15 protein-coding genes and 1 pseudogene are annotated in these 18,953 nt (G+C 70.5%); 11 read left to right on the top strand and 5 right to left on the bottom strand.

Translation table 11 applies throughout. From position 1 onward, the window contains the following. Positions 1–96: 96 nt before the first annotated feature. Positions 97–441: a WXG100 family type VII secretion target gene (locus ACFWJB_RS31045; protein WP_385465562.1), complete on the top strand. Its 345-nt coding sequence runs from the start codon at positions 97–99 to the stop codon at positions 439–441. Positions 442–496: 55 nt separating this feature from the next. Next, a complete protein-coding gene (locus tag ACFWJB_RS31050) occupies positions 497–796 on the top strand; it encodes a WXG100 family type VII secretion target (protein ID WP_385465559.1) in 300 nt (99 codons plus the stop codon). Between the two features lie 233 nt (positions 797–1,029). Here the strand turns inward: ACFWJB_RS31050 and ACFWJB_RS31055 are convergent, their stop codons facing one another. After that, complete coding sequence (locus ACFWJB_RS31055) at positions 1,030–2,061, bottom strand: hypothetical protein (protein WP_386926367.1); 1,032 nt, start codon at positions 2,059–2,061, stop codon at positions 1,030–1,032. Beyond that, positions 2,058–6,032, bottom strand: a complete 3,975-nt coding sequence (eccCa, locus tag ACFWJB_RS31060; RefSeq protein WP_386926369.1) for a type VII secretion protein EccCa — start codon at positions 6,030–6,032, stop codon at positions 2,058–2,060. The genes ACFWJB_RS31055 and eccCa overlap by 4 nt, the downstream gene beginning before the upstream one ends. 257 nt (positions 6,033–6,289) lie before the next feature. Here eccCa and eccD point away from each other — a divergent pair, with 257 nt between their 5' ends. Further along, positions 6,290–7,801: a type VII secretion integral membrane protein EccD gene (gene eccD, locus ACFWJB_RS31065; protein ID WP_386926382.1), complete on the top strand. Its 1,512-nt coding sequence runs from the start codon at positions 6,290–6,292 to the stop codon at positions 7,799–7,801. An 81-nt stretch (positions 7,802–7,882) separates the two neighbouring features. On the opposite strand, the gene ACFWJB_RS31070 is transcribed toward eccD, so the two are convergent. After that, positions 7,883–8,188 carry a DUF397 domain-containing protein gene (locus ACFWJB_RS31070; protein WP_385465550.1) on the bottom strand — a complete coding sequence of 102 codons (306 nt, stop codon included), beginning with the start codon at positions 8,186–8,188 and terminating at the stop codon, positions 7,883–7,885. A 304-nt stretch (positions 8,189–8,492) separates the two neighbouring features. Between ACFWJB_RS31070 and rpsO the strand changes: the two genes are divergently transcribed. The 5 genes from rpsO (at position 8,493) to ACFWJB_RS31095 (ending at position 13,947) form a co-directional block, all read left to right on the top strand. Next, the gene (rpsO, locus tag ACFWJB_RS31075; RefSeq protein WP_006130415.1) at positions 8,493–8,780 is read left to right on the top strand and encodes a 30S ribosomal protein S15; all 288 of its coding nucleotides are present in this window, start codon (positions 8,493–8,495) and stop codon (positions 8,778–8,780) included. Between the two features lie 330 nt (positions 8,781–9,110). Then, positions 9,111–11,333 carry a polyribonucleotide nucleotidyltransferase gene (locus tag ACFWJB_RS31080; protein ID WP_385465545.1) on the top strand — a complete coding sequence of 741 codons (2,223 nt, stop codon included), beginning with the start codon at positions 9,111–9,113 and terminating at the stop codon, positions 11,331–11,333. Next, positions 11,330–12,709 carry a M16 family metallopeptidase gene (locus ACFWJB_RS31085; RefSeq protein ID WP_386926372.1) on the top strand — a complete coding sequence of 460 codons (1,380 nt, stop codon included), beginning with the start codon at positions 11,330–11,332 and terminating at the stop codon, positions 12,707–12,709. The genes ACFWJB_RS31080 and ACFWJB_RS31085 overlap by 4 nt, the downstream gene beginning before the upstream one ends. Positions 12,710–12,735: 26 nt before the next feature. Beyond that, a complete protein-coding gene (gene dapB / locus ACFWJB_RS31090) occupies positions 12,736–13,488 on the top strand; it encodes a 4-hydroxy-tetrahydrodipicolinate reductase (RefSeq protein WP_385473570.1) in 753 nt (250 codons plus the stop codon). Between the two features lie 3 nt (positions 13,489–13,491). Beyond that, positions 13,492–13,947, top strand: coding sequence for a hypothetical protein (locus tag ACFWJB_RS31095; protein WP_386926375.1), 456 nt, complete (start codon positions 13,492–13,494; stop codon positions 13,945–13,947). A gap of 18 nt (positions 13,948–13,965) precedes the next feature. Here ACFWJB_RS31095 and ACFWJB_RS31100 read toward each other — a convergent pair. Both ACFWJB_RS31100 and ACFWJB_RS31105 read right to left on the bottom strand, forming a co-directional pair. Beyond that, positions 13,966–14,475, bottom strand: a pseudogene (locus ACFWJB_RS31100) (hypothetical protein); the annotation flags it as partial. A gap of 112 nt (positions 14,476–14,587) precedes the next feature. Then, positions 14,588–14,827, bottom strand: a complete 240-nt coding sequence (locus ACFWJB_RS31105) for a hypothetical protein (protein WP_385473339.1) — start codon at positions 14,825–14,827, stop codon at positions 14,588–14,590. Positions 14,828–15,001: 174 nt separating this feature from the next. On the opposite strand from ACFWJB_RS31105, the gene thyX reads away from it, so the two are divergent. The 3 genes from thyX to ACFWJB_RS31120 all read left to right on the top strand — a co-directional run bounded on the left by thyX (position 15,002) and on the right by ACFWJB_RS31120 (position 18,700). Continuing rightward, complete coding sequence (gene thyX, locus ACFWJB_RS31110) at positions 15,002–15,742, top strand: FAD-dependent thymidylate synthase (RefSeq protein ID WP_386926377.1); 741 nt, start codon at positions 15,002–15,004, stop codon at positions 15,740–15,742. 210 nt (positions 15,743–15,952) lie between these two features. Continuing rightward, on the top strand, positions 15,953–16,852 hold the full coding sequence (gene dapA, locus ACFWJB_RS31115; protein WP_385473345.1) for a 4-hydroxy-tetrahydrodipicolinate synthase: 900 nt from the start codon (positions 15,953–15,955) through the stop codon (positions 16,850–16,852). Positions 16,853–17,014: 162 nt separating this feature from the next. After that, positions 17,015–18,700, top strand: coding sequence for a ribonuclease J (locus ACFWJB_RS31120; RefSeq protein ID WP_385473347.1), 1,686 nt, complete (start codon positions 17,015–17,017; stop codon positions 18,698–18,700). Positions 18,701–18,953 lie beyond the last annotated feature (253 nt).

Genomic DNA, 18,953 nt, shown 5'->3' on the forward strand with positions numbered 1-18,953 from the left:
GCCGATAGGCCCGGGCATGGAGAACGTGCTCACCGCCGCGAGGCGTTGAGCCGCACAGTTGGACCCCGAAACGGAAAGAGGGAGGGCAGGCGGAACATGGCCGTCGACCAGAAGCTCGAAGATGCAGCGGTAGTCAAGCTGCAGAAGGACATGTACGAGAAGTTCGACAGCATCCGCTCGCGGGTGCACAGCCTGCAGGGTGTCATCGACAGCCTCGAGGGTCAGTGGCAGGGCATCGGCCGCGCCGCGTTCGACACCAAGCAGTACGAGATCAACACGTCGCTGAAGAACATGGGTGGCATCCTCGCCGAGGTCATCGAGGCGATGACCGCGACGCGCAACATCAAGGACACCAAGGAAGACGAAGTCCGCGCGGCCGTGAACAAGATCAACGTGAAGGACGGCGCCCCCACGGTGTCGCCGTTCAGCTCGATGTCGTAACGACATCCAAGGCGCGGACAACAATCACCGGCGGAAAGAGACGAGGTAGGCGGATATGGGCGCTAACGGGGACGGCCTGCAGGTAACGTACGACGGGCTCGACATCGCGGCGACGACCATCGCCAACCAGGCGAAGCAGCTCGACGAGGACATCCAGCAGCTTCGGAAGATGGTGGAGAACAGCAAGCAGTACTGGGTGGGTAAGGCCCAGGACACCTACAACGCCAAGCTGGAGCGCTGGGACAGGGAGACCAGGGACATCCACCAGGCCCTGATGGGCATCGGCCACGTCGTCGGCCAGTCGGGCGGTACGTACATGGAGGGTGACCTGGCGGCGTCCAGGTACCTGCAGTAGTCACCGGCGGCCGAGGCCGCGGCAGGAACGAGGGTGGGCGTGCGCGGGAGACGCCCACCCTGCTGCTGTGCGCCACGCGACCGTGCGGGCGCTGGACGTCGCGCTCGGCCAGTTGCACCGCAGCGACGTGGTCTGGGGTGCTGGTCTTCGCGGCCACCGGCCGTGCCCCGTTCAGGCACGTACACCGCGAGCCCCCTGCCGGTGCAGGGGCGCCTGCTTCTGAACGACACCGATCAGCCCGGCAGCCGCAGCCCCGTGCACCCGTGCCGCTTCGCCGACCGCTCGGCGAAGGTGTGCAGGGCCGACGCGAGGAACTCCCGCGTCGGAGCGGCGTAGACCGTCGCGCCGATGCTGAACACGGCCGGCACGGTGCTGCCCGGGCAGGTCGCCGTCGCCAACGCGCTGTCGCGTGTCAGGCGCGGCTGCGGCCAGTCCTCGTCGTCACCGGCATCCGGCCGCAGCCGTTGGGCGTACGGGCCGAACGAGGCGTTCAGGGAGTAGAGGACCTCGTCGCGTCCCCCCGTCTCGCCCAGGAGACACCGCTCCAGCGGTGCGCCGTCCGACGCCTCGGTCTCCTCGATCCAGTCGATCCAGTCGTCCGGCGCGGAATCCGGTATCCGGATGCCGGCGCACGTGCCCGACGCGCTCAGCAGGGCCGTCTTCCCCTTCGGGAGCGAGAGTTCCGGTATGGCGCCGCCGAGAGTCGTCACGCACGACTCCGTTTCGGCCGCCTCGCGGGCGACGGCCGCGGCGAGCCGTCCCACCGCCCGGCCCTCCTCGGCGTCCTCGTGGGACGCGTCGCCGGCGACGCTCACCACCAGGGACGCGTCCTTGCCGGCGCAGGGCAGCACGACGCCCGTGTTCCGCAGGTCCGTGTAACCGCGCCAACCGCCGCCCAGCGCCACGGGGAGCCTGTCCGGGGAACCGCCGCCCAGCATGCTCAGCATGCCGTCACGCGTGCCCGAGACAGCCGCGTCGGCGGGGATCAGCCCGACGGACACGGTCAGATCCGCCACTTGGCACGAGCGGAAGCGGTCCGCGCCGTATCCGTACTCCCCGTCCCGAGAGAGGCCGGCCTCGGTGTCGAGGCCGGTGAAGACCGCCGACTCGTCGTACGGAATCAGGCCGCCGCAGTAGGACGCGAGCTTGTCCTCGTAGCGCCATCCCCGGCCCGTGTCGCTCTGCCGGTACCAGATGTAGGCGGCGGTCAGGGCGAGCACCAGGGGAAGCACGCAGTAGAGCCCGACCCTGCGGACGACCGTCACCGTCCGTCGCCGTCCTGCACCAGACCCACCTGCACCAGCGGCTTGCCCCGGCGCCGGGACACGAACACGCCCCGCCCCGGTGGCATCTGGCGCGGCCGTACTCCACCGAGCAGATCGCCCTCGGCCGGGTCGCCGCTGAGAACGACGCCCTGGGCGCCGAGTTCCTTGATGCGCTGCATGAAGGACTCGTAACCGGCGCGGCCCGCGCCCGCCGTGGAGCGGGCGATGATGAAGCGGACGCCGACGTCCCGGGCGAAGGGCAGCATCTCGGTCAGGCCCGCCAGCGGGTTGCCGCTCGACGTGGCCACCAGGTCGTAGTCGTCGACGATGACGTAGATCGTCGGGCCGTTCCACCAACTGCGGTCACGCAACTGCTCCGGCGTGACGTCGGCGGTCGGGGTGCGGCGCTGCATCAGCTCGGCGAGCGCGTCCATGTGGTGCTGCATCTGGTTCGACATCGGGACGTACTCGGCCAGGTGCGAGGTCGGGGTCACGCCCAGCAGGGAGCGCCGGTTGTCGACGACGAACAGCTTGCAGCCGTCCCCGTCGTAGCGCTCGGTGATCCGCTGGATGAGAAGCCTCAGCAGGTTCGACTTGCCGGACTCGCTCTCGCCGAACACCAGGAGGAACGGGTCCTGCTCGAAGTCCACGAACACCGGCTCGAGGTTCTCCTCGTCGAGCGCGAAGGAGACACCGCGGCGGGGGAACCGGTCGCCGGGCGGAAGCTGGTGCGCCGGGAACTCCCGCGGCAGCAGCCGCACCGCCGGGGCACCGGGCTGCTGCCAGTGCCGGGAGACCTCCGTGCCGAGCGCCTGCGTCGCCTCCGCCAGGTCCGTGTCGGAGGACAGGCCGTCGATGCGCGGCACCGCCGCCATGAAGTGCTGCTTCTGCGGGGTCTGGCCACGGCCCGGCACGCCCGTCGGCACGTTGGCCGCGACCTTGCGGTCGAACTCGGAGTCCATGGGGTCGCCGAGCCGCAGTTCCAGCCGGTTCATCAGCTGGTCCTTGAGGTTGCTGCGGACCTCCATGGAACGGGACGCCGTGAGGATCAGGTGGATGCCGTAGCCGAGACCGCGCGCCGCGATGTCCAGGACGTACGGCTCCAGCGCCTCGTAGTCCGTGCGGAAGTTGCCCCAGCCGTCGATGACCAGGAAGACGTCGCCCCAGGGCTGATCCGTCACGGAGATGTCGCCCCGCGCGCGGCGGCTGCGGAACTCCGCGATCGAGGAGATGCCGGCGCTGCGGAAGTACTCCTCGCGACGGGTCATGACGCCGTACACCTCGGCCGCCGTCCGCCGTACCTGCTCGGGGTCCAGACGTGAGGCCACCCCGCCCACGTGCGGCAGGCCCGACACGGCGGACAGGCCGCCGCCACCGAAGTCCAGCGCGTAGAACTGCACTTCGTACGGGGTGTGGGTGAGACCGAAGGACGCGATGATCGAGCGGAGCAGCGTCGACTTGCCGGACTGCGGACCGCCGAGGATCTGCATGTGGCCGGCCGCGCCGCCGAAGTCCACCCACAGCGGGTCACGGCGCTGCTCGTACGGCTTGTCGACGAGACCGACGGGCACCACCAGGCGTCCCGCGCCCTCGTAACCGGGCTGGGTCAGGCCGCGGCCCGGCACCTCCGCGAGACCCGGCAGCAGCGTGTCGAGCGACGGCGGGCTGTCCAGCGGCGGCAGCCACACCTGGTGGGCGGCCGGCCCCTGCGCCTCCAGGCGCCGCACGATGACGTCGAGCACCGTGTCGGCGAGCGCCTCGTCCGTCTCCTCCCGCGTCTCCTCGCGCTGCGCGGGAACCGCCAGGTACCGCACCGGCACCTGGGCGGCGGTGAACAGCACCGGCCGCCGGTCGACCGGGAGCGGCCCCCCGAAGGACGCCGTCTGCTGAGCGCTCGTGCGGTACACACCCGACACGTACGCGGCCTTGAAGCGGACCATCTCGTCCGTGCCGAACTTGAGGAAACCGGAGCCGGGGACGTTCGGCAGTTCGTAGGCGTCGGGGACGCCGAGCGCGGCGCGCGACTCGGCCGCCGAGAAGGTGCGCAGACCGATCCGGTACGACAGATAGGTCTCCAGCCCGCGCAGACGGCCCTCCTCCAGCCGCTGCGAGGCCAGCAGCAGATGCACGCCCAGCGACCGGCCGATGCGGCCGATCTGCACGAACATCTCGATGAAGTCCGGCTTTGCGGTCAGCAGTTCGCTGAACTCGTCGATCACCAGGACGAGGGACGGGATCGGCTGGAGCGCGGCACCGGCGGCGCGGGCCTTCTCGTACGCGTGGATGTTGGCGTAGTTGCCCGCGTCGCGGAGCATCTCCTGCCGGCGGTTGAGCTCACCGCGGATCGAGTCGCCCATCCGGTCGACGAGCGTCAGGTCGTCCGCGAGGTTGGTGATGACGGCCGCCACGTGGGGCATCTGCGCCATGCCCGCGAAGGTGGCACCGCCCTTGAAGTCCGCCAGCACGAAGTTGAGCGTCTCGGAGGAGTGCGTGACGGCCAGGCCCAGGACCAGCGTGCGCAGCAGCTCGGACTTTCCGGAGCCGGTCGCGCCGACGCACAGGCCGTGCGGGCCCATGCCCTCCTGCGCCGCCTCCTTCAGGTCGAGCATCACGGGCCGGCCGTCCTCGCCGACGCCGATCGGCACCCGCAGCCGCTCCGACTGCGAACGGGGCCGCCAGGTGCGCCGGGTGTCGACGGAGGCCGCGTCACCGAGGTTCAGCAGGTCGGTGAACTCCAGGTTGGCGAGCAGCGGTTCGTCGTCGTCCCCGCCCGACGCCATGCGCAGCGGCGCGAGCTGCCGCGCCAGGGCCTCGGCGGCCTCGTACGACAGGCCGTCGGGCGTGCCCTCGTAGACCATGCCGTGCGCCGACTCCAGGCGCAGCTCCTTCGGGTGGACGACGATCGAGAGGTCGCCGCGGCCGCTGGTGAGGCTTCCGGGCATGACCTCCAGCACCGTGACGCCCTGCATGCCCTCCGGGCTGGCCAGCAGGGAAGTCGGCGGCAGCGAGACCCCGTCGAGCACGACGACCAGGTGCGGCTGGTCGGGCACGGGCTGCCCGTCCGGGTGGAAGCGGGGGCGCCCCTGGAGCCGGTCGGCGAGCAGGTCCTCCAGCTCCACCGGGTCGGTCGTGACCAGGCGGATGCTTCCCGCGCCGTCCGCGGCGCCCCGGGACTGCACGTGCGGGAGCCACTTGCTCCACTCCCACTCCCCGGTGGACTCCCGGCCGGTGGCCACGGCGATGACCAGGTCGTCGGGGGAGTGCAGCGAGGCGAGCGAGGCGGTGACGGCGCGGGCGGTGGCGCGCACGGTGCCCGGCTCGCCGCTGACCGTCACGTGGTAGAAGGCGCGCAGCGAGACCGCCATCGGCAGGTCGTCGAGGGTGCTGTGCGTGACCAGGAAGCGCTGCATGGCGCCCGTGGTCAGCGGCTCCAACTGGTCGACGGGGGCCGTCTCCGGGGCGATCAGGGGAGTGGCCAGGGCCTGTGGGCCGAGGCCCACCCGCACCTGGCCGAAGTCCTCGTCACCGGCGCGGCGTTCCCACACCCGGCTGCCCTCGGCGACCAGCGCCCACAGTTGCTCCGGTGAAGGATGCAGGTAGTACTGGGCGTCGCGCTGGACGCGCGCCGTCGTCTGGGCGGACTGCCGGGCCTGGGACAGGTAACGCAGGTAGTCCCGGCGCATGTCGGCCATCTGCCCCTGGTTGCCCCGGCGGTAGCGGACCAGCATCGCGACGCCCATGGCGATCGTGGAGGCCACCATCACCATGCCCATGATCTTCATGAACGGCTGGGCCTGGGGATTGAAGAAGAAGACCACGGACCCGCCCATGCCGAGCATGGGCAGGAGTTGCATCAGGGCGCCCTCGGTCTGCCCGCGCGGGAGCTCGGGCGGTGGCTGGAGCACGACCTCCTGCGTGGGCACGTCCTTCGGCAGTGCCCGTGGTGGGCGCTTGACGACGATGTGGCTCACTTCGCACCAATTCCCTTGCCCGGCCGATCCGTTCCGCCCGCCGCCCCGTGTCCGGCGCACGTCGATCGCGAAGGGCGATCCTACTGACTCCCGCCGGCGACGGCGGACGATAGGGTGCCCGTGAGACGTGTGAACAGTTGCGAATCGGCCGGGGTCGCGGGCGGCACGGAACGGCCCGGCGCGACGGCCGACGGTGGGCGAGGCGCAACGGTACCGCGCCGTACCGTATTACCGACGAGGGGGAACAGCAGGTGAGCATGACGGCCTCCGCGCCGGCCGGCGCGGCCGGCGGACCGGGCAGCACAGTCCCAGCGGGGTCAGGTACGGGACTTGGCTTCTGCCGGGTCACCATCGTGGCTCCCGACAGCCGCATCGACGTGGCACTGCCCGACGACGTACCGGTCGCCGACCTCTACCCGGAGATCCTGAGGTTCTCCCAGCAGAGCCCCGCCGAAGGCGGGCCCGTCGGCTACCACCTCGTGCGCCGCGACGGCACCGTCCTCGACAGCGCCCGGTCGTTCGCGGCCCAGCGCATCCTGGACGGGGAACTGCTCACGCTGCGGCCCTTCGCCGAGTCCCTGCCCCCCGCCGTCATCGACGACGTCTCGGAGGCGGTCGCCTCGGCGGTCACCCGCGACCGCGCCCTCTGGGACGGCGAGCTCACGCGCACCGCCGGCCTGATCGGGGCGGGAGTGCTCCCGGTGCTGCTCGCCTTCGTGGCGTGGAGTTCGCAGGTCCACCACGACATGCACAGCCTCCAGGGCATCATCGCCGCGGTCACCGGTGTCCTGCTGGTCACCTTCGCGTGCGTCCGCGCCCGGGTGTACGACGACCGCGGCTCCGCGGTCGCGCTGGGGCTGGGTGCCCTGCCGAACATCGCCGTGGCGGGCTCGGGGCTGCTGCCGCTCGCCGACGGGCAGGGCATCGGACGGCTCCAGTTCCTCCTCGCCTGTGCCGCGGTCCTGGTCGCCTCCGTCGTGCTGACACTCGTGTCGCCGGGCGGCGACAGCCCCTTCGTGGCGTTCGTCTTCTCCGCCACGATCGGTCTCCTCACGACCTTCGTCGCGATGCTGACCCACCTCGAGCCCAGGGAGACGGCCGCGATCTGCGCCCCCCTGTCGGTGTGCGCACTGGCCTTCCTGCCCGGTCTGTCCATGCGCTTCGCCCGGCTGCCGATCGGCTTCGAACTGCCCAACGGCTCGCGCGGCTCCTACACGACGGACGAGATGGTCTCCCCGGAACCCGTCGACGCCGAACGCGTCGCCGCGCAGGCCCGCCGCGGCCACGAACTCCTCGCGGGACTGGTCGGCGGCTGTGCGCTCCTCTCGGTCGGCGCGGCGATCGTCCTCAGCTTCTCCGCCGACGTGTGGGCCCAGCTCCTCGCCCTGGCCACCGGGATCGCGATGCTGATGCGCGCCCACCTGTTCCGCTACACCACGCAGGTCGCCGCCACGCTGGCCGCCGGACTCGGGTCGCTCGTCTTCCTCGGGCTCGGCCTCGCGATGAATCCGCCGATGGAGTACTGGCGCGACGCCCTCCAGGGCGACACCGCCGCCCTCGACATCCGCAGCGTGTGGCTCGCGGCGGCCGTCGCCGCGGCCGTCGCCCTGGTCACGGCCATCGGCCTGATCACCTCCCGCCGCGGGGTCACGCCCTTCTGGGGCCGTTTCACGGAGATCGCGGAGGCCTTCGTCCTCCTGACCCTGATCCCCCTCGCGCTCGCGGTGTTCGACGTGTATGCCGCGGCGCGGTCGATGACCAGCGACTGACCGCCGGTACCCCCGGCGGCGCGGGGCGCGCGCCCGCCGCCCAGCCCGCGGGGCGGCGCACACCGTGCCGCCCCGCCCGCCTCAGCCCGCGCCGTTCCCCGGCGCCGGCTCCAGGTCGAATTCCCCGTCCCGCGCGCCGAGCACGAACGCGCGCCACTCCGCCTCCGTGTACCGCAACACGGTGTCCGGGTCGAGCGACGACCGCATGGCGACGGCACCGGCCGGAAGATAGGCGATCTCCACCCGCTCCTCGTGCTCCTCGGTGCCGGGCGCGCTGTGCCACTCGACGCCGGAGATGTCGAGGGAGTACAGCTCGTCCCTCTCCCGCTCCTTGCGCGCCTTCGCTTCGGCGTTCTCGGTGCTCTCGGCGTTCTCGGCGTCGGCCATCGGGGCTCGGTCCTTCCTGCGGTGCCAACGGGATGCGCGGCCACCCTACTTCCCGGGGTTCTCCCAGCTCAGCGGTTTGCCGATGTCCGTACCGGCACGAGTGACGACCCGGCCCCGAGCCCACGGACAGCGGCGTCCGCACAGGCTGGTACGCTGTGTGACGGCCGTTTGTGTACGCGCCCCCGGAGCCCGGTGCCCTGGAGGCCGCGCCCAGCGGATCCCCGCCTTCCGAGTCACGGAAGATCCCCCGAGACGCAGACCGGGGGCACTCGAAGGCCAGTCACAGACCCAAAGAGGAGTACGCGTGTCGCTCGACGCCGCCGTCAAGAAGCAGATCATCTCCGAGTTCGGTACCAAGGAGGGCGACACCGGTTCCCCCGAGGTCCAGGTCGCGCTGCTGTCCCGTCGGATCTCCGACCTGACCGAGCACCTCAAGACCCACAAGCACGACCACCACTCCCGCCGTGGCCTGCTGATCCTCGTGGGTCAGCGCCGCCGGCTGCTGCAGTACCTCGCCAAGAAGGACATCCAGCGCTTCCGTGCGCTGGTCGAGCGCCTCGGCATCCGCCGCGGTGCGGCGGGCGCCAAGTAGGACGCCGTGGAGGGAGCGGTTCCCATCGTTCGGGGGCCGCTCCCTTTGCTGTACGTGCGAGGTGTCACCGCCGCTTTGTAGTGTGGTAGCACAACACAGGACGTACGACACAGCGTGATGGGTACCCGCCGTATCGGGCGGGGCACACCACGCACACCGAACGAAACGAGGAGAAGCGCGCCTCGCCGCCGCCGGTCCTCGGTAGTGGCCCCCGGGGAATGTGCCCCGGGTGCTTCGATCGAAGACCGGCCCGCACAGGACGGAGCGCTTCTCCGCAGACGTCCCCCCGCCACACGGGCGAGGAGGGACGAAGACGAGGAGAAAACACTAGTGGAGAACGAGACCCACTACGCCGAAGCCGTGATCGACAACGGCGCTTTCGGCACCCGCACCATCCGCTTCGAGACGGGCCGCCTGGCCAAGCAGGCCGCCGGTTCCGCCGTGGCGTACCTGGACGACGACACCATGGTGCTGTCGGCCACCAGCGCCTCCAAGAACCCCAAGGACCAGCTCGACTTCTTCCCGCTCACGGTGGACGTCGAGGAGCGGATGTACGCCGCCGGCAAGATCCCCGGCAGCTTCTTCCGCCGCGAGGGCCGGCCGTCCGAGGACGCCGTCCTCACCTGCCGCCTCATCGACCGCCCGCTGCGCCCGTCCTTCAAGAAGGGCCTGCGCAACGAGATCCAGGTCGTCGCCACGATCATGGCGCTCAACCCCGACCACCTGTACGACGTCGTGGCGATCAACGCCGCGTCCGCGTCGACGCAGCTGGCCGGCCTGCCCTTCTCCGGCCCGATCGGCGGCGTCCGCGTCGCGCTGATCCGCGGCCAGTGGGTGGCCTTCCCGACGCACACCGAGCTCGAGGACGCCGTCTTCGACATGGTCGTCGCGGGCCGCGCCCTGGAGGACGGCGACGTCGCGATCATGATGGTCGAGGCCGAGGCCACCGAGAAGACCATCAAGCTCGTCGAGGGCGGTGCCGAGGCCCCCACCGAGGAGGTCGTCGCCGCCGGTCTCGAGGCCGCGAAGCCCTTCATCAAGGTGCTGTGCCGCGCCCAGGCCGACCTCGCCGCGAAGGCCGCCAAGCCGACCGGCGAGTTCCCGATCTTCCTGGACTACCAGGACGACGTCCTGGAGGCCCTGACCGCCGCCGTCCGCCCCGAGCTCGCCCAGGCGCTCACCATCGCCGGCAAGCAGGACCGCGAGGCCGAGCTGGACCGCGTCAAGGCGCTCGCCGCCGAGAAGCTCCTGCCGGAGTTCGAGGGCCGCGAGAAGGAGATCTCCGCCGCGTACCGCGCGCTGACCAAGTCCCTGGTCCGCGAGCGCGTCATCAAGGAGAAGACCCGCATCGACGGCCGCGGTGTCACCGACATCCGCACCCTGGCCGCCGAGGTCGAGGCCATCCCGCGGGTCCACGGCTCCGCCCTGTTCGAGCGTGGCGAGACCCAGATCCTGGGCGTCACCACCCTGAACATGCTCCGCATGGAGCAGCAGCTGGACACCCTCTCCCCGGTGACCCGCAAGCGCTACATGCACAACTACAACTTCCCGCCCTACTCCGTCGGCGAGACCGGCCGCGTCGGCTCCCCGAAGCGCCGCGAGATCGGCCACGGCGCCCTCGCCGAGCGCGCCATCGTGCCGGTGCTGCCGACGCGCGAGGAGTTCCCCTACGCGATCCGCCAGGTGTCCGAGGCCCTCGGCTCCAACGGCTCGACGTCCATGGGCTCGGTCTGCGCCTCCACCATGTCGCTGCTGAACGCCGGTGTGCCGCTGAAGGCCCCCGTCGCCGGTATCGCCATGGGCCTGATCTCCCAGGAGATCAACGGCGAGACGCACTACGTCGCCCTCACCGACATCCTCGGTGCGGAGGACGCCTTCGGCGACATGGACTTCAAGGTCGCCGGCACCAAGGAGTTCGTGACGGCCCTCCAGCTCGACACCAAGCTGGACGGCATCCCCGCCTCCGTCCTGGCCGCAGCCCTCAAGCAGGCCCGTGACGCCCGCCTCCACATCCTCGACGTGATGATGGAAGCGATCGACACGCCGGACGAGATGTCCCCGAACGCGCCGCGGATCATCACCGTGAAGATCCCCGTCGACAAGATCGGTGAGGTCATCGGCCCCAAGGGCAAGATGATCAACCAGATCCAGGAGGACACGGGCGCCGAGATCACGATCGAGGACGACGGCACGATCTACATCGGTGCCGCCGACGGCCCGGCCGCCGAGGCCGCCCGCACCACGATCAACGGCATCGCCAACCCGACGATGCCCGAGGTCGGCGAGCGCTACCTGGGCACCGTCGTGAAGACGACGACCTTCGGCGCGTTCGTCTCCCTGCTGCCGGGCAAGGACGGTCTGCTGCACATCTCGCAGATCCGCAAGCTCGCCGGCGGCAAGCGCGTGGAGAACGTCGAGGACGTGCTCGGCGTGGGCCAGAAGGTCCAGGTCGAGATCGCCGAGATCGACTCCCGCGGCAAGCTCTCCCTGATCCCCGTGATCGAGGGCGAGGAAGGCTCCGACGAGAACAAGAAGGACGACGCCGACCAGTGACGTCCCGTGGCTCCAAGGCGACGGCCCGCACCTCCTCGGAGGCGCGGGCCGTCGCCCGTACCCAAACCCTCATCAAGGGCGAGAACGGCACCGGCACGGTCCGCAAGACCACCCTCCCGGGCGGCCTGCGCATCGTCACCGAGACCCTGCCCTCGGTCCGCTCGGCGACCTTCGGCATCTGGGCGCACGTCGGCTCCCGCGACGAGACCCCGGCCCTGAACGGCGCCACCCACTACCTGGAGCACCTGCTCTTCAAGGGCACGCGCAGGCGCAGCGCCCTGGACATCTCCTCCGCCGTCGACGCGGTCGGCGGCGAGATGAACGCGTTCACGGCCAAGGAGTACACGTGCTACTACGCGCGCGTGCTCGACACCGACCTGCCGCTCGCCATCGACGTCGTCTGCGACATGCTGACCGGCTCCCTGATCCGCGAGGAGGACGTCGACGTCGAGCGCGGCGCCATCCTCGAAGAGATCGCGATGACCGAGGACGACCCGGGCGACTGCGTGCACGACCTGTTCGCGCACACCATGTTCGGCGACAGCGCCCTCGGCCGCCCCGTCCTCGGCACGGTCGACACGGTCAACGCCCTCACCGCCGACCGCATCCGCCGCTTCTACAGGAAGCACTACGACCCGACCCACCTGGTGGTCGCCGCCGCCGGCAACGTCGACCACAACAAGGTCGTACGCCAGGTCCGCGCCGCCTTCGAGAAGGCCGGCGCCTTCAAGGACCCCGTGGCCGTGCCGATCACCCCCCGCGACGGCCGGCGCAGCCTGCGCACCGCGGGCCGCGTCGAGCTCGTCGGCCGCAAGACCGAGCAGGCGCACGTCATCCTCGGCATGCCGGGCCTGGCCCGCACCGACGAACGCCGCTGGGCCCTGGGCGTCCTCAACACCGCCCTCGGCGGCGGCATGTCTTCCCGCCTCTTCCAGGAGGTCCGCGAGAAGCGCGGCCTGGCCTACAGCGTGTACTCGTACACCTCGGGCTTCGCCGACTGCGGTCTCTTCGGGGTGTACGCGGGCTGCCGGCCCTCCCAGGTCCACGACGTGCTGAAGATCTGCCGCGACGAACTGGACCACGTCGCCGAGAACGGACTGTCCGACGACGAGATCGGCCGCGCCGTCGGCCAGCTCCAGGGCTCCACCGTCCTCGGCCTGGAGGACACCGGCGCGCTGATGAACCGCATCGGCAAGAGCGAGCTGTGCTGGGGCGAGCAGATGTCCGTCGACGACATGCTGGCCCGGATAGCCTCGGTCACGCCGGACGACGTCCGCGCCGTCGCCCGCGACGTCCTGGGACGGCGGCCCTCGCTGTCGGTCATCGGCCCGCTGAAGGACAAGCAGGCGTCCAGGCTGCACGACGCCGTCGCCTAACCCCCTCCGGTAAGGAAGCAACAGACATGAGCAAGCTGCGCGTGGCCGTCCTCGGCGCCAAGGGCCGTATCGGCTCCGAGGCGGTGCGGGCGGTCGAGGCCGCCGAGGACATGGAACTGGTCGCCGCCCTGGGCCGCGGCGACTCCCTGGAGACGCTGACCGGCAGCGGCGCACAGGTCGCGGTCGAGCTGACCACCCCGGCGTCCGTCATGGACAACCTCGAGTTCTGCGTGGGCCACGGCATCCACGCCGTCGTCGGCACCACGGGCTGGACCGACGAGCGCCTCGCGCGGCTGAGGGGCTGGCTCGACGGCTCCCCGGAGACGGGCGTGCTCATCGCGCCCAACTTCTCCATCGGGGCCGTGCTCACCATGAAGTTCGCGCAGATCGCCGCCCCGTACTTCGAGTCCGTCGAGGTCGTCGAGCTGCACCACCCGAACAAGGTGGACGCCCCCAGCGGCACCGCCACGCGCACCGCCCAGCTCATCGCCGAGGCACGGCAGAAGGCAGGCGTCGCTCCGGCGCCCGACGCCACTGCCACCGCCCTCGACGGTGCCCGCGGCGCGGACGTGGACGGCGTCCCGGTGCACGCGGTCCGCCTGCGCGGCCTGCTCGCGCACCAGGAGGTCCTGCTCGGCGGCGAGGGCGAGACCCTCACCGTCCGGCACGACTCCCTGCACCACAGCAGCTTCATGCCGGGCATCCTGCTCGGCGCCCGGCGCGTGGTGAGCACTCCGGGCCTCACCTTCGGCCTGGAACACTTCCTGGACCTGGGCTGAACCGTGCGCGCGAAGATCTCCTACGTCATCACGGCCGCCGTCCTGGTCTTCTACTTCGCCCTGGTCGGCAGCCGCGGTGTGATGCTCATCGACGCCGGCACCCCCGTCACCGTGACCCTCGGTGTGGCGGTGCTGGTGCTGCCGGTGATCGGCGTGTGGTTCCTGTGGAAGAACACCCAGTTCGTCCGCCGCGCCAACCAGCTCGCCGCCGAACTGGACGCCGAGGGCGGACTGCCGGTCGACGAGCTGAAGCGCACCCCCAGCGGCCGCATCGACCGCGACTCGGCCGACGAGGTCTTCGCCCGCCGCAAGGCCGAGACGGAGGCGGCTCCGGACGACTGGCGCAGCTGGTTCCGGCTCGCCGTCGCCTACCAGGACGCCCGCGACACCCCGCGCGCCCGCAAGGCGATGCAGCGGGCGATCGCCCTGCACGACCACAAGCAGGTCGAGGCGGCCTGAGAGACCCGTAATGCCGGTGGCCCGGTCGAAGGCCTCCGGCCGCGCGAGGAAGTCCGCGTTGTGGCTGGTCATCAGCACGGGCACGGTGTCCGCTGCCCGGCCCTTCCGTACGAGGAGCAGCGCCTGGCCCTGCACCGTGCGCGGCAGACCCAGCCACCGGACCGGCTGCTGCACGGTCCGCACGCTGGCGACCTGCTGCCAGGCCACCGTGCGGGTGGTGAAGAACCCCACCTGGCGCACGCCCCGCGCGCTCACCCACGCACCCATGCGCAGCAGCCGCAGGGCACAGACGATCATGACGAGGGCGACGGCGAAGACCACGCCGGCCGAGGACGGCGAGTCCGTCACCGCGATGATGACCGCCGCGAACAGCACGAACGAGGCGAGCAGCAGCGTCAGCGCCGCCACCCCCACCCGCCAGGGCCCCGGCCGGTAGGGCCGACGCCACTGGTCGCGGTCGTCGTGCGGCAGTGCGACGTCCTCGACCGCGTCGAAGGCGCGGTCGGCCGTCAGGAAGGGCAGGGGCACGGCTGGTCCTCACTCGTTCCATGGCGTGTGCTGTGCCCGGTGAGGCTACCGACCTGTGTGTCCGGTCACCACCTTCGGGGCCCGGATGGAGTCAGGACCGGCCGGTGCCGTCTCAGCGCCCGTCGGACGCCTGTGACTGCTGATGCTGTGACGAGGGCTGGTCGGCCGACAACGCGGGCATCCCGATCAGCAGGGACCCCGCGATCCCGGCGACCACGGTGAGACCGAGGAGCCAGCGCCCGGCCAACTGGCCGAAGGACGCCCGCTCGCGGGGCGGGGGAGTGACATTGCTGCGGAACCTGTCGGCTTCGGCGACGAAGGCGAACGGCACGGGTTCACGCCGGCGGATCATCGGAGGTGCGTCTCCCTTCAGGGATCAAGCGAATCGCTGTTACTCATACAGACGAACGAACGCCCCCGCGGGTGCCCTCTTTCACCGACTTCATCGCGGCACGGCACCGAACGCCCCGTTTGGCGGGACGTAGAGTGGCCTCGCCAAGCGACAAGATGGGAAGGCCCTCCACCCGTGACCGACACCCCCGCCGACGATCTCAAGATCGACCTTCGCAGCGACATCACCGTCGAGCTGGTCAAGAACAGCGCCACCGACTCCGACGTGCTGTTCGCAGCCCGCGTCTCGACCGTCGGGGAGCAGTCCCTGGACGAGCTGAACAAGGACCCGGAGCGCTCGAAGGGCCTGATCAACTACCTGATGCGGGACCGGCACGGCAGCCCGTTCGAGCACAACTCGATGACCTTCTTCATCAGCGCCCCGATCTTCGTGTTCCGCGAGTTCATGCGGCACCGCGTCGGCTGGTCCTACAACGAGGAGTCCGGCCGCTACCGGGAGCTCCAGCCGGTCTTCTACGTGCCGGGCGCCGAGCGCAAGCTGGTCCAGCAGGGCCGCCCGGGCAAGTACGTCTTCGTCGAGGGCACCGCCGAGCAGCACGAACTGGTGAGCCGGTCGATGGAGGACTCCTACCGCCAGGCCTACCGGACGTACCAGGAGATGCTCGCCGCCGGCGTCGCCCGCGAGGTGGCCCGCTCGGTGCTCCCCGTCGGCCTGTACTCCTCGATGTACGCCACCTGCAACGCCCGCTCGCTGATGCACTTCCTCGGCCTGCGCACCCAGCACGAGCTGGCGAAGGTGCCCTCCTTCCCGCAGCGGGAGATCGAGATGGTGGGGGAGAAGATGGAGCAGGAGTGGGCGCGGCTCATGCCGCTCACCTACGCCGCCTTCAACGCGAACGGGCGCGTGGCTCCGTAACGCCTCCGAGCGCCCGACCGGGCACGGATGTGCGCATCAGCCGCCTGAAGTGTCCCGATTGCGGCATTTGGAGAAGTTCATCTAGCCTGATCAAAGGGACCCGGCACTGCTTGAACCCCCGAGCAGGCAGTGCCGGGCTCCACCTCCCCGCCGACCTGCCGCCTCCCCCGAGGGCAGACCCCGCCCTGAGCAACGAGTAGCGTGTAACCCATGGCTCCGACCTCCACTCCGCAGACCCCCTTCGGGCGGGTCCTCACCGCCATGGTCACGCCCTTCGCGGCGGACGGCGCACTCGACCTCGACGGCGCGCAGCGGCTCGCCGCCCACCTGGTGGACGCAGGCAACGACGGCCTGATCGTCAACGGCACCACCGGCGAGTCCCCCACCACCAGCGACGCGGAGAAAACGGACCTCGTACGAGCCGTCCTGGAGGCCGTCGGCGACCGCGCCCACGTCGTCGCCGGAGTCGGTACGAACAACACGCAGCACAGCATCGAGCTGGCCCGCGCCGCCGAGCGCGCCGGCGCCCACGGCCTGCTGCTGGTCACGCCGTACTACAACAAGCCCCCGCAGGAGGGCCTGTACCGCCACTTCACGGCCATCGCCGATGCCACCGAGCTGCCCGTCATGCTCTACGACATCCCCGGCCGCAGCGGCGTCCCGATCAACACGGAGACGCTCGTCCGCCTCGCGCAGCACCCGCGGATCATCGCCAACAAGGACGCCAAGGGCGACCTCGGCCGCGCGAGCTGGGCCATCGCGCGCTCCGGCCTCGCCTGGTACTCCGGCGACGACATGCTCAACCTCCCGCTGCTCTCGGTCGGCGCGGTCGGTTTCGTCTCGGTCGTCGGCCACGTCGTCACCCCCGAGCTGCGCGCCATGGTGGACGCCTTCGTCACGGGGGACGTGCAGAAGGCGCTGGAGATCCACCAGAAGCTGCTCCCGGTCTTCACCGGCATGTTCCGCACCCAGGGCGTCATGACCACCAAGGCCGCGCTCACCCTCCAGGGCCTGCCCGCGGGCCCCCTGCGCGCGCCCATGGTCGAGCTCACGGCGGAGGAGACGGAGCAGCTCAAGATCGATCTTGCTGCCGGCGGGGTACAGCTCTGACAACGGACTTCGCACCACCGCACCGCCAGGTGCCACAACGGCTTCACAACTGAATACGCAGGCCACCGGTGCCTGCACCCCACTACGACAACTGCTTCTGCACGAACGTCACGCGCGCCACGTGCCCACCGGTACGTGGCGCGTGTGGTTGAGGAGAGTCTTTTGAGTCATCCGCATCCTGAACTGGGCCGGCCCCCGGCGCTCCCCGCAGGCGGCCTCCGGGTCACTCCGCTGGGAGGCCTCGGCGAGATCGGCCGCAACATGACGGTCTTCGAGTACGGCGGCCGCCTGCTGATCGTCGACTGCGGAGTGCTCTTCCCCGAGGAGGAGCAGCCCGGAATCGATCTGATCCTGCCGGACTTCACGTCCATCCGGGACCGCCTCGACGACATCGAGGGCATCGTCCTGACCCACGGCCACGAGGACCACATCGGCGGCGTCCCCTTCCTCCTCCGAGAGAAGCCGGACATCCCGCTGATCGGCTCCAAGCTGACCCTCGCCCTCATCGAGGCCAAGCTCCAGGAGCACCGCATCCGCCCGTACACCCTGGAGGTGGCGGAGGGGAACCGCGAGCGCATCGGTCCGTTCGACTGCGAGTTCGTCGCGGTGAACCACTCGATCCCGGACGCGCTGGCCGTCGCCATCCGCACCCCCGCGGGCATGGCGGTCCACACCGGCGACTTCAAGATGGACCAGCTTCCGCTGGACGGCCGCCTCACGGACCTGCACGCGTTCGCCCGGCTGAGCGAGGAGGGCATCGACCTCCTCCTCGCCGACTCGACGAACGCCGAGGTCCCGGGCTTCGTCCCGCCCGAGCGCGACATCTCCAACGTCCTGCGGCAGGTCTTCGCCGGAGCGCGCAAGCGCATCATCGTGGCGAGCTTCGCCAGCCACGTCCACCGCATCCAGCAGATCCTGGACGCCGCGTACGAGTACGGCCGCCGGGTCGCGTTCGTCGGCCGCTCCATGGTCCGCAACATGGGCATCGCCCGTGACCTCGGCTACCTGAAGGTCCCGCCGGGCCTGGTCGTGGACGTCAAGACCCTCGACGACCTGCCGGACAGCGAGGTCGTGCTGGTCTGCACGGGCTCCCAGGGCGAACCGATGGCGGCCCTGTCCCGCATGGCCAACCGGGACCACCAGATCCGCATCGTCGAGGGCGACACGGTGATCCTGGCGTCGTCCCTCATCCCGGGCAACGAGAACGCGGTCTACCGCGTGATCAACGGCCTGACCCGGTGGGGCGCCAGCGTCGTCCACAAGGGCAACGCCAAGGTGCACGTCTCGGGCCACGCGTCCGCGGGCGAGCTTTTGTACTTCTACAACATCTGCCGCCCGAAGAACCTGATGCCGGTCCACGGCGAATGGCGCCACCTGCGGGCCAACGCGGAACTGGGCGCCCTGACCGGCGTCCCGCACGACCGCATCGTCATCGCCGAGGACGGAGTCGTCGTCGACCTCGTCGAGGGCAAGGCGAAGATCGCCGGCAAGGTCCAGGCGGGATACGTGTACGTCGACGGACTCTCCGTCGGCGACGTCGGGGAGCCGGCCCTCAAGGACCGCAAGATCCTCGGCGACGAGGGCATCATCTCGGTCTTCGTCGTCGTCGACTCCTCCACCGGCAAGATCACCGGTGGCCCGCACGTCCAGGCACGCGGTTCGGGTATCGAGGACTCGGCGTTCGCCGACGTCCTGCCCCGGATCACGGAGGCCCTGGAGCGCTCGGCCCAGGACGGGGTCGTCGAACCGCACCAGCTCCAGCAGCTGGTGCGCAGGACCCTCGGCAAGTGGGTCTCGGACAAGTACCGGCGCCGGCCGATGATCCTCCCTGTGGTCGTGGAGGTCTGACGGACCGTCGGCCCAGGGGCCGTCCGAACGAGGAGCGGGGCGCCACGATTTGCATCGGGGCGCCCCGCTCCAGTACGTTTACAACTCCGCTCGGACGGGCATCCGACCACCTCGTGGTTCGGAGCAGCCCCGGAGGGCGGGAAATCCGACTCAGAATCTCTGATAAAGTCGGAACCGCCGGAAAGGGAAACGCGAAAGCGGGAACCTGGAAAGCACCGAGGAAATCGGATCGGAAAAGGATCTGATAGAGTCG

It is taken from the genome of Streptomyces sp. NPDC127100 (assembly GCF_042724095.1).
Lineage (GTDB): Bacteria > Actinomycetota > Actinomycetes > Streptomycetales > Streptomycetaceae > Streptomyces.